The organism is Streptomyces sp. NPDC047049 (assembly GCF_040643995.1).
In the GTDB taxonomy this organism is placed as follows: domain Bacteria; phylum Actinomycetota; class Actinomycetes; order Streptomycetales; family Streptomycetaceae; genus Streptomyces; species Streptomyces mooreae.
Window position 1 is genome coordinate 49,336 of sequence record NZ_JBEYVM010000018.1, and the last position, 14,715, is coordinate 64,050.

13 protein-coding genes are annotated in these 14,715 nt (G+C 73.7%); 11 read left to right on the plus strand and 2 right to left on the minus strand.

Annotation, left to right across the window (positions count from 1 at the left end; all coding sequences use genetic code 11):
- Positions 1-173 precede the first annotated feature (173 nt).
- The 3 genes from ABZ851_RS29410 to ABZ851_RS29420 all read left to right on the plus strand — a co-directional run bounded on the left by ABZ851_RS29410 (position 174) and on the right by ABZ851_RS29420 (position 2,820).
- Positions 174-914 (plus strand): response regulator transcription factor, encoded by a 741-nt coding sequence (locus tag ABZ851_RS29410; RefSeq protein WP_361133709.1) that lies wholly within the window; start codon positions 174-176, stop codon positions 912-914.
- 16 nt (positions 915-930) lie between these two features.
- Entirely contained in the window at positions 931-2,346 is a 1,416-nt protein-coding gene (locus ABZ851_RS29415; RefSeq protein ID WP_361133712.1) for a HAMP domain-containing sensor histidine kinase, read from the plus strand.
- 270 nt (positions 2,347-2,616) lie between these two features.
- Positions 2,617-2,820, plus strand: a complete 204-nt coding sequence (locus tag ABZ851_RS29420; protein ID WP_336052876.1) for a cold-shock protein — start codon at positions 2,617-2,619, stop codon at positions 2,818-2,820.
- Between the two features lie 132 nt (positions 2,821-2,952).
- On the opposite strand, the gene ABZ851_RS29425 is transcribed toward ABZ851_RS29420, so the two are convergent.
- Positions 2,953-3,948, minus strand: a complete 996-nt coding sequence (locus tag ABZ851_RS29425) for a TAXI family TRAP transporter solute-binding subunit (RefSeq protein WP_361133715.1) — start codon at positions 3,946-3,948, stop codon at positions 2,953-2,955.
- Between the two features lie 294 nt (positions 3,949-4,242).
- On the opposite strand from ABZ851_RS29425, the gene ABZ851_RS29430 reads away from it, so the two are divergent.
- The 3 genes from ABZ851_RS29430 (at position 4,243) to ABZ851_RS29440 (ending at position 7,199) form a co-directional block, all read left to right on the plus strand.
- Positions 4,243-4,794 (plus strand): DoxX family membrane protein, encoded by a 552-nt coding sequence (locus ABZ851_RS29430; protein WP_361133718.1) that lies wholly within the window; start codon positions 4,243-4,245, stop codon positions 4,792-4,794.
- 96 nt (positions 4,795-4,890) lie between these two features.
- Positions 4,891-6,405 carry a tRNA (N6-isopentenyl adenosine(37)-C2)-methylthiotransferase MiaB gene (gene miaB, locus ABZ851_RS29435; protein WP_361133721.1) on the plus strand — a complete coding sequence of 505 codons (1,515 nt, stop codon included), beginning with the start codon at positions 4,891-4,893 and terminating at the stop codon, positions 6,403-6,405.
- 83 nt (positions 6,406-6,488) lie between these two features.
- On the plus strand, positions 6,489-7,199 hold the full coding sequence (locus ABZ851_RS29440) for a class III extradiol dioxygenase subunit B-like domain-containing protein (protein ID WP_361133724.1): 711 nt from the start codon (positions 6,489-6,491) through the stop codon (positions 7,197-7,199).
- A 92-nt stretch (positions 7,200-7,291) separates the two neighbouring features.
- Here ABZ851_RS29440 and ABZ851_RS29445 read toward each other — a convergent pair whose 3' ends face one another.
- Positions 7,292-7,717, minus strand: a complete 426-nt coding sequence (locus ABZ851_RS29445; protein WP_361133727.1) for a hypothetical protein — start codon at positions 7,715-7,717, stop codon at positions 7,292-7,294.
- Positions 7,718-7,900: 183 nt separating this feature from the next.
- Between ABZ851_RS29445 and miaA the strand changes: the two genes are divergently transcribed.
- From miaA to ABZ851_RS29470, 5 genes are all read left to right on the plus strand, one after another.
- A complete protein-coding gene (miaA, locus tag ABZ851_RS29450) occupies positions 7,901-8,839 on the plus strand; it encodes a tRNA (adenosine(37)-N6)-dimethylallyltransferase MiaA (protein ID WP_093491636.1) in 939 nt (312 codons plus the stop codon).
- 108 nt (positions 8,840-8,947) lie between these two features.
- The gene (locus ABZ851_RS29455; protein WP_361133908.1) at positions 8,948-9,463 is read left to right on the plus strand and encodes a hypothetical protein; all 516 of its coding nucleotides are present in this window, start codon (positions 8,948-8,950) and stop codon (positions 9,461-9,463) included.
- Between the two features lie 98 nt (positions 9,464-9,561).
- Positions 9,562-10,437, plus strand: a complete 876-nt coding sequence (gene dapF / locus ABZ851_RS29460; RefSeq protein ID WP_361133731.1) for a diaminopimelate epimerase — start codon at positions 9,562-9,564, stop codon at positions 10,435-10,437.
- A gap of 197 nt (positions 10,438-10,634) precedes the next feature.
- On the plus strand, positions 10,635-12,824 hold the full coding sequence (locus ABZ851_RS29465; protein WP_361133734.1) for an HD domain-containing protein: 2,190 nt from the start codon (positions 10,635-10,637) through the stop codon (positions 12,822-12,824).
- Positions 12,825-13,107: 283 nt separating this feature from the next.
- Positions 13,108-14,655 (plus strand): M1 family metallopeptidase, encoded by a 1,548-nt coding sequence (locus ABZ851_RS29470; RefSeq protein WP_361133910.1) that lies wholly within the window; start codon positions 13,108-13,110, stop codon positions 14,653-14,655.
- Positions 14,656-14,715 lie beyond the last annotated feature (60 nt).

A 14,715-nucleotide genomic window follows, 5' to 3' on the forward strand; every position in this document is an offset into this window, starting at 1 on the left:
ACGGACACTCTGCGTCAAGCGGGGTTCGCGCGGGGTGACGGCGGCCCGGCCCGGCCGGCGTACCGGCTGGGTAACGGATGGCGGCCAGGAGGTGGCCTCCTCTTGACGCGCACGCCTCGGATCGCCGTAGATGCCCTGTGGCCCGTACACACGCACCCCGGGAGGAGGCCCACATGAGACTGCTGCTGGTCGAGGACGACGATCATGTCGCCGCGGCCCTGTCCGCGGTGCTGGCCAGGCACGGCCTGTCCGTCGTCCACGCACGCAACGGCGAGGAGGCGCTCAAGGCCCTGCTGCCCGCCCATGCGGAGCCGTTCGCGGTGGTGCTGCTCGACCTCGGGCTGCCCGACCAGGACGGCTTCGAGGTGTGCGGCCGGATCCGCAAGATCTGCGCCACCCCCGTCATCATGGTCACCGCGCGGTCCGATGTGCGCTCCCGCATCCACGGCCTCAACCTCGGCGCCGACGACTATGTCGTCAAGCCGTACGACACCGGTGAGCTGCTGGCCCGTATCCATGCGGTGAGCCGGCGCAACACGCCCGGCGGCGCGGAGCAGCCCGCCGACGAGGGCGTCCCCGGCGAGGCGCTGTATCTGGGCGCGGTCACCGTCGAACTCCCCACCCGCCAGGTGTCCGTGGACGGCGCCGCGGTCCCGCTCACCCGCAAGGAGTTCGACCTGCTGGCGCTGCTCGCCCAGCGGCCCGGTGTGGTCTTCCGCCGGGAACAGATCATCAGCGAGGTGTGGCGCACGAGCTGGGAGGGCACCGGCCGGACCCTGGAGGTCCATATCGCCTCGCTCCGCGCCAAGTTGCGGATGCCCGCCCTGATCGAGACGGTGCGCGGCGTCGGCTACCGCCTGGTCGTCCCGGCCGCCGGCGCGGGGCGGCGGCTGCCCGCCTCCCCGGCCTCCTGAAGGCCGCCGCGCTCAGGTGCGCGCCCGACTCCTCCCTCTCCTCATCGTCCTCATGGCCGGTGTGCTGCTCGCGCTGGGCATCCCGCTGGGCGTCATCACGGCCGGTGTGGAGCAGCAGCGAGTGGTCGTCGACCGGATCGACGACGCCGCGCGCTTCGCCTCCCTCGCCCAGTTCGTCACCGCCCGCCCCGCCACGGACACCGACGACAAGACCCCGGAGGAGGACGAGCGGCTGGCCACCCTCCGTACCGAGCTCGCGCGCTACTACGGCCTCTACGGGATCCGGGCCGGCGTCTTCTACCGCGATCACACCCCGATGGCCGCCGCCCCGGCCGGTATGCCGGTGCCCCGCGACGGCGAGGGCGCCCAGGCCTTCCGCGAGGCGCTGGCCGGCCGTCGCAGCCATGATCCGCACCAGATCTGGCCCTGGGACGACACCGGACGCATCCCGGTCGCCTCACCGGTGATCCGCGACGGCGATGTGGTCGCCGTCGTGATGACCGACTCGCCCACCGGGCACCTGCGCGCCGGCGTCCTGCGCAGCTGGCTGCTGATCGCGGCCGGGGAGTGCGCGGCCATGCTCGTCGCCGTTGCCGCGGCCTTCCGCCTCACCGGCTGGGTGCTGCGGCCGGTGCGCGTCCTGGACACGGCCAGCCACGACATCGCCACCGGCCGGATGAACGCCCGTGTGGCGGCCACCGCCGGACCGCCCGAACTGCGCCGGCTGGCCCGCTCGTTCAACGAGATGGCCGACCACGTCGAGGACGTCCTGGAGCAGCAGCGCGCCTTCGTCGCGGACGCCTCCCACCAGCTGCGCAACCCGCTGTCCGCGCTGCTGCTGCGCATCGAGCTGCTGGCCCTCGAACTCCCCGACGGCAACGCGGAGATCGCCTCGGTCCGCACCGAGGGCAAGCGGCTGGCCCGCGTCCTGGACGATCTGCTCGACCTGGCGCTCGCCGAACACACCGCCGCCGACCTCCAGCTCACCGATGTCGCGGCGCTGGCCGCCGAACGCGTCGACTCCTGGCGCCCGCTGGCCGACGACAAGGGCGTCCTCCTCTCCTACGAAGGCCAGCGCGCCGTCACCGGCTGGGCCGACCCGGTCGCGCTGTCCAGCGCCCTGGACGCCGTCGTCGACAACGCCCTGAAGTTCACCCCGGAAGGCCGGCCGGTCACCGTCGGCGTCGCGGCGGCGGGCGAGCGCGTCCAGGTCACCGTCGCCGACCGCGGCCCCGGCCTGACCGATGACGAGCTGGCCCGCATCGGCGACCGCTTCTGGCGCAGCGGCCGCCACCAAAACGTCTCCGGCTCCGGGCTCGGCCTCTCGATCACCCGCGCCCTGCTCACCGCGGGCGGCGCGACCATCACCTACGCCCCGCACCCGCCGCACGGGCTGAAGGTCACGGTCACCGTGCCGCGCACCGCTCCGTGACCGGGCCCGTGACGGGCCGGCGCGTACGGGACGCGGGACGGCGGGCACGGCCTGCCGGGCGGCGGGCGCGGTCCCCGGGGCCTGCCCGGCACCTGTGCTACCGTGAACGGCGTTGCAGTTGTGGTACCCATGATGAACTTTGTGCGCGCCCGGAGGCTGGATGCCCCGGGCGTTCCTTGTTTCCGGACCTGTGCCGGTGTGGGGCAATCATCTCGGCGACAAGGAGGCCGCGCAGTGTGGTCTCCGGCTTGCCCCATGAAGGAGAAAAACATGGCTTCCGGCACCGTCAAGTGGTTCAACTCGGAAAAGGGCTTCGGCTTCATCGAGCAGGACGGCGGCGGCCCCGACGTCTTCGCCCACTACTCGAACATCAACGCGCAGGGCTTCCGTGAGCTCCTCGAGGGCCAGAAGGTCACCTTCGACGTGACCCAGGGCCCGAAGGGTCCGCAGGCGGAGAACATCGTCGGCGCCTGACGCTCCCGCGTCCCGTGGCCGGGGCCCGCACCGGTCCGTCCGGTGCGGGCCCCGGCCCGTTCGCGGACGCGGTGAGCCCGGCGCATCCGGCCCGGTGCCCCGGCCCCCGTGCTTCCGCTCGGCGCCTCCGGCTCACGGCTTCTGGGACAGGTAATAGCGCCGCGCGCCCTCGTGGAGCTCCAGCGGATCGGTGAACACCGCCGTCCGCAGATCCACCTTCTGCGCGGCATGGACCTGGCGCCCGATCGAGTCCCGGCTGCCGATGACCGTACGGGTGATGCCCTGGGCCATCACCGGATCCTCACGGTCGGTCGTGACCAGCAGATTCGCCACCGCGATCGTCTTCACCGCCTGCCCGTCCTGGGCCAGGGGGTAGGCGTCGGCGGGCAGCACCGCCGCCCGGTAGTAGCGGGTCCGCTCCCCCTGCCGGTGCAGCGCCGGGCTGAGATCACCGAGCTGGACCAGCCGCACCGGGAAGCGCTGTGCCAGGCGCTGCACGGCCGTCGTCGGCAGGCCGCCGGACCAGAAGAAGGCATCCAGCTTGTGCTGCTCCAGCAGCTTGGGCATCTGGTCGATGCCGACCCGCACCGGCTCGATGTCCTCGTGGAAGTCCAGCCCGGCCGCCTCCACCAGCCGCCGGGTCACCAGCTGGACCCCGGAGTCGTCGGTCCCCACCCCCACCCGCATCCCCCGCAGATCCTTCGTCGAGCGCACCGCGGACTTCTTCGGCACCACCAGCTGCATGTAGTCGTCGTACAGCCGGGCGCACGCCCGCAGCCGGTCCGCGCCCGGCTCGCCCCTGACCTCGTAGGTGGCGACCGCGTCGGCCGTCGCGATGGCGAAGTCCGCGCGCCCGGAGACCAGCTGCCGCAGATTGTCGATGGAGCCCTCGGTACGGGCCAGCCGCAGATCGACGTCCGGCAGGTCGTGGGCCAGATCCTGCTTCAGTAGCTCCCCGTACCGTGCGTACACGCCGGTCGGCACGCCCGTCGCCAGCGTAAGCGACCCACGGGGCGTGGGCTCACCGCCCATCGCCAGCAGCCACCACAGCCCCAGTCCGAGGGCGACCAGTGCCGCGACCGCCGCCTGGAAGGCCCGGCGGCCGGTGCGGGAGAAAGCTGTGACCATGGGCGGGATCCTGCCAGTACCGCGGCCGGAAAGGGAGGGGCAGGGCCTCTCGGCGGGAGGCACGGGAGGCGGAGGCGCCCCGGTGCGCGACCGCCCTTTGCAGACGGCGCTTCGCGTAGCACGATCGATGGTGGAGGTTTCATCCTCCCGACCTCTCGACGTAGCGGGGACCTGGCACGTCCCTCACCGCGCGCCGACCGGCGCGCACCCACTCGATCCCGTCCACCCTGAGCGCACCGGCGCCGGTGTCCGACACCGCGGCCATGACGCGCCGGTGCGGGAAGCGAGTCCCCCATGAAACCGCTGAAACCGGACACCGAGCCGCCGGCCGATGCCCACGCCCGGCCCGGCACCCTCCGCTCACCGCCGCTCGCCGCCGACCTCGGCCTGCTCCTCCTGCGTCTGACCGTGGGACTGATCCTGGCCGGACACGGCGCCCAGAAACTCTTCGGGATCTTCGGCGGCCACGGCCTCGCCGCCACCGGCAAGGGCTTCGCCGCCCTCGGTTACCGCCCGGGCGAGTTCTTCGCCTGCCTCGCCGGAGTCTCGGAATTCCTCGGCGGCCTCGGCCTCGCCGTCGGGCTGCTCACGCCCCTCGCGGCCGCCGCACTCATCGGAGTGATGATCAACGCCATGGCCGTGTCGGCGCCCAAGGGGCTCTGGGAGCAGACCGGCGGTATCGAATATCCCCTGACCATCGCCGTCGTCGCGCTGGCCGTCGCGGCCACCGGACCCGGCCGCTTCGCGCTCGACCGCCCCTTCCGCTGGGGGCACGGCGGCTTCGGCAGTGCGGCCTTCGCGCTGGTGGCGGGCGGTGTCGGCGCCGCCATCGTGCTGTCCCTGTGAGGCGGGCCGCGCGCGGCGCGGCACACCGGGGGCTGCCGGATCCGGCCCGAAGACTCCGCGGCGGGAGGTACTTCCCGTACCGCCTACCCTTATTGCATGACCAGCAGCGACCGGAGCCAGGCAGTGGGCGTGAACAAGAGTTACGAGATCCGCACCTACGGGTGCCAGATGAACGTCCACGACTCCGAGCGGTTGTCGGGCCTGCTGGAAGAGGCCGGATACGTCCCCGCGCCCAAGGACGGCGACGGCGCCGACGTGGTGGTCTTCAATACCTGCGCCGTGCGGGAGAACGCCGACAACCGGCTCTACGGCAACCTCGGCCAGCTCGCCCCGAAGAAGGCCGCGCGCCCCGGCATGCAGATCGCCGTGGGCGGCTGCCTGGCCCAGAAGGACCGCGACACCATCGTCAAGAAGGCCCCCTGGGTCGATGTGGTCTTCGGGACACACAACATCGGCAAACTGCCGGTGCTGCTGGAGCGTGCCCGCATCCAGGAAGAGGCGCAGGTCGAGATCGCCGAATCGCTGGAGGCGTTTCCCTCGACCCTGCCCACCCGGCGCGAGAGCGCGTACGCGGCCTGGGTCTCGATCTCGGTGGGCTGCAACAACACCTGTACGTTCTGTATCGTCCCGGCGCTCCGCGGCAAGGAGAAGGACCGCCGGCCCGGCGACATCCTCGCCGAGATCGAGGCGCTGGTCGCCGAGGGCGTCAGCGAGATCACCCTGCTCGGCCAGAACGTCAACGCCTACGGCTCCGACATCGGCGACCGCGAGGCCTTCAGCAAGCTGCTGCGCGCCTGCGGGCGGATCGAGGGCCTGGAGCGGGTGCGCTTCACCTCCCCGCACCCCCGCGACTTCACCGACGACGTCATCGCCGCCATGGCCGAGACGCCCAATGTCATGCCGCAGCTCCACATGCCGCTGCAGTCCGGCTCGGACACCGTGCTCAAGGCGATGCGCCGCTCGTACCGCCAGGAGCGCTTCCTCGGCATCATCGAGAAGGTGCGCGCCGCCATGCCGGACGCCGCCATTTCCACGGACATCATCGTCGGCTTCCCCGGCGAGACCGAGGAGGACTTCGAGCAGACCCTGCACACGGTCCGCGAGTCCCGTTTCGCCCAGGCATTCACCTTCCAGTACTCCAAGCGCCCCGGTACCCCGGCGGCCGACATGGAGGGGCAGATCCCCAAGGCCGTGGTTCAGGAGCGCTACGAGCGCCTGGTCGCCCTCCAGGAGGAGATCTCCTGGGAGGAGAACAAGAAGCAGGTCGGCCGGACCCTGGAGGTCCTGGTCGCCGAGGGCGAGGGCCGCAAGGACGAGGCGACCCACCGCCTGTCCGGCCGCGCCCCCGACAACCGTCTGGTGCACTTCACCCGCCCCGACGAGATGGTCCGCCCCGGCGACACGGTGACCGTCGAGGTCACCTACGCCGCCCCGCACCACCTCCTGGCGGAGGGCCCGGCCAAGGCGGTCCGCCGTACCCGCGCCGGTGACGCCTGGGAGAAGCGCAACGCCGCGCCGGCGCAGAAGCCCCAGGGCGTGCTGCTGGGCCTGCCCACCATCGGGGCCCCGGCGCCGGGCCCGGCGCCCGCCGCCGGCTGCGGCTGCGACTGACCGGCAGCGACCGCCCGGCCGCGTGCACGCCGCCGGTCAGGGCGCCCTGACCGGCCCGCAGCAGGGGCGTTACGCTGCGTGGCATGCTCGTAGCCGCCGCTGTCTGCCCCTGCCCGCCGCTCCTCGTCCCGGAGGTGGCCGCCGGGGCGGCGTCCGAACTCGATGCGCTGCGCGCCGCCTGCCTGGACGCGATCGGCGTGCTCGCCGCGGCCCGCCCCGACCGGCTGGTCGTCCTCGGCCCGTCCGACGAGGCCGGCCGGGGCCCGTATCCGCAGGGCGCCCCCGGCTCCTTCCGCGGCTTCGGGGTGGATCTGGAGGTGCGGCTGGGCGCCGCGGAGACCGTGCCGGAGCGCGAACTCCCGCCGTCGCTGGCGGTCGGCGCCTGGCTGCTGTCGCGTACGGAACGGGCCGGCGCACCCGTGGAGGGGCTGGGGGTGGCCGAGTCGCTGCCGCGCGAGCGTGCGCTGTCGGCGGGCCGGGAGATCGCGGCCTGGGCGCCCCGGGTGGCCCTGCTGGTGATGGGTGACGGCAGCGCCTGCCGGACGGTGAAGGCGCCCGGCTACTTCGACGAGCGGGCCGAGGCCTTCGACGCCGCCACGGCCCGCGCTCTGGGCACCGCCGACACCGAGGCGCTGGCCGCCCTGGACGAGGAGCCGGCCGCCGCCCTCCAGGCGTCCGGACGGGCCTGCTGGCAGGTGCTGGCGGGTGCGGCCGAGGACGCCGGCCTGAGCGGCCGGCTGCTGGGCGAGGAGGCCCCGTACGGCGTGGGCTACTTCGTGGCGTCCTGGTCGTAGCGCGGTACCGAGGGCGGGTACGGCGACGGCCGCGGGGCGCTCCGCCCCGCGGCCGTCGGGCTCCGTACGGAGAGCACGGTGTGCACGGCGGGCTACTTCTGCCGTGCGCTCTCGCTGTCCGCGGCGGCCTCGGCCGACTGCTGCCGGGGGATTCCGGCGCTCTCGCCGGTTTTCTCGCCGGACTTCTCGCCGGACTTCTCCGCCTGCGGCCCGTCGCCGGCTGCCGTTCCGGCCACAGCCCCTCCGGACGCTTCCGGGGCCGACGGCCCGGGTGCCGCGGCGTCGCCCTCGTCCGCGCGGGAGTCCTCCGCGCAGGAGTCCGCGGCCTCCCCGGCCTCCCCGGCCTCCCCGGCGGCACCGGCAGCCTCCGCGGCCGCCGGAACGACCGGCGCCGCCGGCTCCTCCGCCGCCTCCTCCATCTCCGCCGGCTGCTCCGCCCCGGCCGTCACCGCCGCGGCGGCGGGCTCCTCCGTCGACGCTTCGGACTTACGGCGGCGAAACCGCGAAAACACGCCCATAACTGCTCCTACGCTCTTCAGATGGCGACATCGCGTGCCGCCGGGGAACGGTCCCTTGCGCCGCCCGCGGGCGCCGGTGAGGCGCACCGGCCACTCGGGACCTCGCAACAGGCAACGACCCCATCGGTTGCCCGTCACGTCGCTCGTTCGGGACGGGGGTGCGATGTTTGCGAGACTGGCGGGGTGAACACCGTCGTTCCCGCTCCGCGGGTCATCGCCGTCGTCGGTCCCACCGCGGCCGGAAAGTCCGATCTGGGCGTCGCGCTCGCACAGCACGTGGGGGGCGAGGTCATCAATGCCGACTCCATGCAGCTCTACCGCGGCATGGACATCGGCACCGCCAAACTCACGCCCGAGGAGCAGCAGGGTGTCCCGCACCGCCTCCTGGACATCTGGGACGTGACCTGCGCCGCCAGCGTCGCCGAGTACCAGCGGCTGGCCCGCGCCGAGATCGACCGGCTGCTCGCCGAGGGCCGGACCCCGGTCCTCGTCGGCGGCTCCGGCCTGTATGTACGCGGTGCGATCGACGCCCTGGACTTCCCCGGCACTGACCCGGAGGTGCGCGCCCGCCTGGAGGCCGAACTGGCCGCACGGGGCAGCGGCCCCCTCCACGCCCGGCTCGCCGCCGCCGATCCCGAGGCGGGCCGCGCGATCCTGGCGAGCAACGGCCGTCGCATCGTGCGCGCCCTGGAGGTCATCGAGATCACCGGCCGCCCCTTCACCGCGAACCTCCCCGGCCACGAAGCGGTCTACGACACCCTGCAGATCGGTGTCGATGTCGCGCGCCCCGAGCTCGACGAGCGGATCGCCCGCCGGGTCGACCGCATGTGGGAGGCGGGCCTGGTCGACGAGGTGCGCCGGCTGGAGGGCCAGGGGCTGCGGGAGGGCCGTACGGCCTCGCGGGCGCTCGGCTATCAGCAGGTGCTGGCCCAGCTCGCGGGGGAGTGCACCGAGCAGGAGGCGCGCGACGAGACGGTGCGCGCCACCAAGCGCTTCGCGCGCCGCCAGGACTCGTGGTTCCGCCGGGACCCGCGGGTCCACTGGCTCAGCGGCGCCGCCGAGCACCGCGCGGAACTTCCCGGACAGGCCCTGGCGTTGCTCGAACGACCGGTCACAGCCTGATCACGTCATGGCATCGGGACGCTCCGGCCGTCATCCGGGCCCCTGAGGGCGTGTCATCATCGACCTTCGATCGAGGCGTGCAGTCTGCAGTGGGGAGGGCGCGTGGCAATGGAGGCCGGCCCTCGCAACCGAGCGCAGCAACCGGACGGCGGCACTGACCCGGCACCCCTGACCGACGACGGTCCGGGCGCCGAGGACGGCCTGCCCGGTGCCGCTCCCGACCCGGACACCCTGGACGACTCCGACGCCCCGGACTCCGGCGCCGACCGCCCCGGCGAGGGCGGCGAGTCCTTCCGGGAGCTGCGCCCGCCACGCCGGCTGCGGCTGTGGCAGCTGGCGCCGATCGTGGCGCTCGCGGTCCTCGGCTCGCTGATGTTCGCCTTTCCCCTCGCCTTCGAGGTCGGCGGCGACGGCGGTGCGATGATCGCGATGCTCGGCCTGCTGCTGTGCTGCTGCGCGGCCGGCTGGGGCATGATGGCCGCCCGCCGCGTCGGCCATACCTGGCCCGGGCTCCCGGTGCCCGGTTCCGGCCGCCGTCCGGACTGGCGCGTGGTGCTGCTCTACGCCCTCGTGGTGGCGGTCCCGGCCTCACTGGCCATCTGGCGCGTGGCCCGGCTGCGCTGAACCGGGGCGGGGTCTCCGGGGAGGGCCCGCGTGCCGTGTACGGGCGCGCACCCGGCCCCGTCAGGCCGATCCTCCCGGTGGCCCCGTACGATGCAGGGGTGACCAGTACGCAGCGCCTCGCCTACCTCAAGGGCCACGGTACGGAGAACGACTTCGTGATCGTCCCGGACCCGGACGGCCGCCTCGACCTGCCCGCGACCGCCGTCGCCAGGATCTGCGACCGGCGGGCCGGACTCGGCGGCGACGGCGTGCTGCGCGTCGTCCGCTCCGCCGCGCACCCGGAGGCCCGAGGCCAGGCCGACGAGGCCGAGTGGTTCATGGACTACCGCAACGGCGACGGCTCGATCGCCGAGATGTGCGGCAACGGCGTCCGCGTCTTCGCGCGCTATCTGCTGCACGCTGGCCTGGTCGAGGCCGGTGACCTCGCCATCGCCACCCGCGCCGGCGTGCGCCGCGTCCACGTCGCCAAGACCGGCGATGTCACGGTCTCGATGGGCCGCGCCGAGCTCTTCGAGGAGAGCGTCGTCGTCACCGTCGGCGGCCGGAGCTGGCCGGCCCGGAACGTGAGCATGGGCAATCCGCACGCCGTCGTCTTCGTCGAGGACCTGGCCCACGCCGGCGACCTGCTGGCCGTACCGCCGTTCAGCCCGGCATCGGTTTATCCCGACGGCGTGAACATCGAGTTCGTCGCCGACCGCGGGCCGCACCATGTGGCGATGCGGGTCCACGAGCGTGGCTCGGGCGAGACCCGCTCCTGCGGCACCGGCGCCTGTGCGGTCGCCGTCGCCACCGCCCGCAGGGACGGCCCGGCCCCCGCGGAGACCGGCACACCCGCCACCTACACGGTGGATGTGCTCGGCGGCAGCCTCTCCATCACCGAGCTGCCCGACGGCACGGTCGAGATGACCGGACCGGCCGAGATCGTCGCCGAGGGCACCTTCGACCCCGCCTGGCTGACCGCCGCGCTCGCCTGACGCGACCCCTGCGACGTCCGGGGCCCAGACCTTTCACGAGGAACGGCTACGGCCGAAAGGTTCGCTCGAACGGGTGATCCGTATCACTCTGAGCGAGAGGTGGACAGCGCTGCGTGATGGGGTCGATAGCATCAAGCACCGGCCCGGACGCCCCAACTGACGCGTCCCACCGCCGGTCGACGCTGCCGGAGGTGCCCATGAGCGCAGAGGCCACAAACCCTGGTAACCCTGGAGCAGCGGGCCGCAAGCGCGGCCGCCGCCGGCTGGAGCTCAGAGACCTGCGCCGGATCGGCCGGGCCGCCCTGCTCGGACCCGCCCCGCGCGACGGCCTCCCGCACGCCCTGGAGCACGTCGCCAAGGTGCACCGCGGGCACCACCCGGACGCCGACCTGGACACCCTCACCCGGGCCTATCTGCTCGCCGAGTCCTCGCACCGCGGCCAACTGCGCAAGAGCGGCGAGCCGTACATCACCCATCCGCTCGCGGTGACCCTCATCCTCGCCGAACTCGGCGCGGAGACCACGACGTTGACCGCCTCCCTGCTCCACGACACCGTTGAGGACACGGAGGTGACGCTGGATCAGGTGCGGGAGCGGTTCGGCGCCGAGGTCTGCTACCTGGTCGACGGCGTCACCAAGCTGGAGAAGGTCGACTACGGCGCGGCCGCCGAACCGGAGACCTTCCGCAAGATGCTGGTGGCGACCGGCAACGACGTCCGGGTGATGTCCATCAAGCTCGCCGACCGGCTGCACAACATGCGCACCCTCGGCGTGATGCGCCCCGAGAAGCAGGCCCGGATCGCCAAGGTGACCCGCGACGTGCTGATCCCGCTCGCCGAACGCCTCGGCGTGCAGGCGCTCAAGGCCGAGCTGGAGGACCTCGTCTTCGCGATCCTGCACCCCGAGGAGTACGCCACCACCCGGGCCCTGGTCATGGAGTACGCCACCCGGCCCGACCCGCTCACCGCCCTCGCGCAGCGGGTGCGCACCGTCCTGGCCGAGGCGGGCATCGACGCCGAAGTCCTCGTCCGGCCCCGGCACTTCGTCTCGGTGCACCGCGTACGCCTCGCCCGCCGCGAGCTGACCGGCGCGGACCTCGGGCGGCTGCTGGTGCTGGTGGCGGAGGACGCCGACTGCTATGCCGTCCTCGGCGAGCTGCACACCTGCTTCACCCCGGTCGTCTCCGAGTTCAAGGACTTCATCGCGGCCCCCAAGTTCAACCTCTACCAGTCGCTGCACACGGCGGTCGCCGGCCCCTCCGGGGAGATCGCCGAGACCCTGATCCGTACGCACCAGATGCACCGGGTCGCCGAGGCCGGGGTGATCGCGCTGGGCAACCCGTACGCCCCCACGGACGGCGTGGACGCCCCCGAGGGCGAGCGGGCCGACCCGACCCGCCCCGGATGGCTCTCCCGGCTGCTGGAGTGGCAGCGCACCACCCCCGACCCGGACACGTTCTGGACCTCGCTGCGCGACGACCTCGCCCAGGACCGGGAGATCACCGTCTTCTGCACCGACGCCCCGTCGGACGGCTCGCCGGCCCTCCCGGGCGGTGCCATCGGTCTGCCCGCCGGGGCGAGTTGCGTGGACGCCGCCTACGAACGGCACGGCGAGGTGGCGCACTGCTGTATCGGCGCCCGCGTCAACGGCCGGCTCGCCACCCTCTCCACCGTCCTGCACGACGGCGACAGCCTGCAGCTGCTGATGGCCCCGGACTCCGCGGCCGGCCCCTCGCCCGAATGGCTCGACCACGCCCGTACGCCCGCCGCCCGGCTCGCCATCGCCCGCTGGCTGGCCGGGCCGCAGGAGCCCGGCGCCCGCCCGGCCGGTGCCGGTGAGGGGCCCGTCGCGGCGCCCCCGGCCGGCCGCCGGGCCGCGGACGACGACCGGCCCGGAGCGGGCCCGGTCGCGGCGTCGGTCCTCGTGGTGGCGGACCTGCCGGGCGCCGCGGTCCGGCTGGCGGGCTGCTGCACCCCGGTGCCGCCGGACACCGTCACCGGATTCGCCGTACGGGGCGGCACGGTCACCGTCCACCGCGCCCTGTGCCCCGCCGTGGCGCGGATGGCGGCCACCGGCCGGCAGCCGGTCGGGGTGCGCTGGCGGGGTGCCGGACAGGGGGGCCACGGCTGCCGCGTCACCCTCCTGGCCGAGGCCTTCAGCCGGCCGCAGCTCCTGGCCGACCTCACCGAAGCCATCGCCTCCCAGGGCGCCGCCGTGGTGTCCGCCGCTGTCGAACCCCCGCGCGAACAGCGGGTCCGTCACACCTACACCCTGCATCTGCCGAACGCCGCCGGGCTGCCGTCCCTGATGCGGGCCATGCGCCAAGTGCCGGGAGTCTTCGACGTGTTGCGGGCGGGCCGGTCCCGCCCGGCGGCACTGCGTCCCTGAACGGGGCCGACGGGAGCACAAGGTGACGGCCTGTCGGAAGCCGCTCCGCCCGGCGGCGTAAGACGGACGCACGATCCACCGCCCGTTCGGGTGCCGTTTGCCCCGTCACCCGCGGGGGAGGGGACGGCGTTGGTAGCCGTAGTGCATGCCCCTTCGCCTGCGCCGCCCTTCACGCGACCCCGTTCGCTCCGCCCCCGCCCTGCCCTGCGACCCGCGCGGGCGGCTCCGTTGGACCGGCCGCCGGGCCGCCGCCCTCGGGCTGGCCGCGCTCGCCACCCTCGGTATGGCCGTACCGCCGTCCCTGGGGCCCCAGGGCCTCGGCGACCGGCTCTTCCCCCTGCTCGGCAACACCGGCTACGACGTCACCTCCTACGACATCTCCCTGGACTACTCCGGCCACAACGACCGGCCGCTGAACGCCACCACCGTGATCACCGCCCGCGCCACCACCGAGCTCGACCACGTCAACCTCGACTTCGCCCGCGGCACCGTACGCTCCGCGGAGATCGGCGGCCTGCCCGCCGCGCACCAGCAGCACGACGAGGACCTGGTGCTCACCCCGGCCTTCCACATCTCGAGCGGCCAGGAGGTGAAGATCTCCATCGAGCACACCAGCGAGCCCCGCGGCAAGGGGGACGGCGGCTGGCTCCGTACCTCCGACGGTCTGGCGATGGCCAACCAGGCGGACGCCGCGCACCGCGTCTTCCCCTGCAACGACCACCCCTCCGACAAGGCGCTCTTCACCTTCCACATCACCGCGCCGCAGGAACTGACCGCCGTCGCCAACGGGCTGCCCCTGAGCCCCGGTGCCCGCGCGGGGCGCCGCACCTGGACCTATCGCACCACCCACCCCATGGCCACCGAACTGGCGCAGGTCTCCCTCGGGAAGTCCAGCGTGGTGCTGCGGCACGGACCGCACGGCCTGCCCGTCCGCGATGTGGTCCCCACCGCACACCGCCGGGCCCTGGCGCCCTGGCTGGCGAAGACCCCGGCCCAGATCGCCTGGATGGAGCGCAAGATCGGCCCCTTCCCCTTCGAGACGTACGGGGTGCTGATCGCCAGCGCCAGGACCGGCTTCGAGCTGGAGACCCAGACCCTCTCGCTCTTCGAGAAGGCCATGTTCACCACCGACCGGCTGCCCGCCTGGTACGTGGAGTCGGTGATGCTGCACGAGCTGGCCCACCAGTGGTTCGGCGACAGCGTCAGCCCGCGCCGCTGGTCCGACGTCTGGCTCAACGAGGCCCATGCCACCTGGTACGAGGCCCTGTACGCCCAGGAGAGGAGCAACGGCCGGGCCACCCTGGAAGCCCGTATGCGCCATGCGTACCAGGAGTCCGACGGCTGGCGCGCCGAGGGCGGGCCGCCCGCCGCGCCCAAGGCCCCGCGCCCGGGACAGAAGATCGGCATCTTCCGCCCCGTCGTCTACGACGGCAGCGCGCTGGTCCTGTACGCCCTGCGGCAGAAGATCGGCACCGCCGCCTTCGACCGCCTGGAGCGCACCTGGGTCCAGCGGCACCGCGACGGCGTGGCGGACACCGCCGACTTCGTGCAGCTGTCCTCCCAGGTCGCCGGGCAGGACCTCACCGGCTTCTTCCAGGACTGGCTCTACGGCGACCGGACCCCGCCGGTGCCGGGGCATCCGGAGTGGCAGCACAAGGGGCCCGCGGCAAAGCCCGGGCACCCCAAGGCCGTCGCGAAGGTCGGGCACCCCAAGGGGGCGGGCGCCGGCCTCGGGCCCAAGGGGGCCGCCGCCGGCCCCGGCTCCACCGGGGCGCCCGCCAAGACCCCCGCGCCCAGGGCAGCCGCCGCACACCCCGGGAAACCCGTGTGACGGCCTTCCCGTGGCGTGGGAATATCGTCGGGACGGCACCGGCCGGCCCGGGAATCTCCG

Bases quoted from the DNA above. Each gene is read 5' to 3' on its own strand.
- ABZ851_RS29455 (WP_361133908.1), top strand. From the start codon at position 8,948: ATGGAGGCCGGCCCTCGCAACCGAGCGCAGCAACCGGACGGCGGCACT.
- ABZ851_RS29445 (WP_361133727.1), bottom strand. From the start codon at position 7,717: ATGGGCGTGTTTTCGCGGTTTCGCCGCCGTAAGTCCGAAGCGTCGACG.
- ABZ851_RS29425 (WP_361133715.1), bottom strand. From the start codon at position 3,948: ATGGTCACAGCTTTCTCCCGCACCGGCCGCCGGGCCTTCCAGGCGGCG.
- ABZ851_RS29420 (WP_336052876.1), top strand. From the start codon at position 2,617: ATGGCTTCCGGCACCGTCAAGTGGTTCAACTCGGAAAAGGGCTTCGGC.
- ABZ851_RS29440 (WP_361133724.1), top strand. From the start codon at position 6,489: ATGCTCGTAGCCGCCGCTGTCTGCCCCTGCCCGCCGCTCCTCGTCCCG.
- ABZ851_RS29465 (WP_361133734.1), top strand. From the start codon at position 10,635: ATGAGCGCAGAGGCCACAAACCCTGGTAACCCTGGAGCAGCGGGCCGC.
- ABZ851_RS29410 (WP_361133709.1), top strand. From the start codon at position 174: ATGAGACTGCTGCTGGTCGAGGACGACGATCATGTCGCCGCGGCCCTG.
- miaB (WP_361133721.1), top strand. From the start codon at position 4,891: ATGACCAGCAGCGACCGGAGCCAGGCAGTGGGCGTGAACAAGAGTTAC.
- ABZ851_RS29430 (WP_361133718.1), top strand. From the start codon at position 4,243: ATGAAACCGCTGAAACCGGACACCGAGCCGCCGGCCGATGCCCACGCC.
- ABZ851_RS29470 (WP_361133910.1), top strand. From the start codon at position 13,108: ATGGCCGTACCGCCGTCCCTGGGGCCCCAGGGCCTCGGCGACCGGCTC.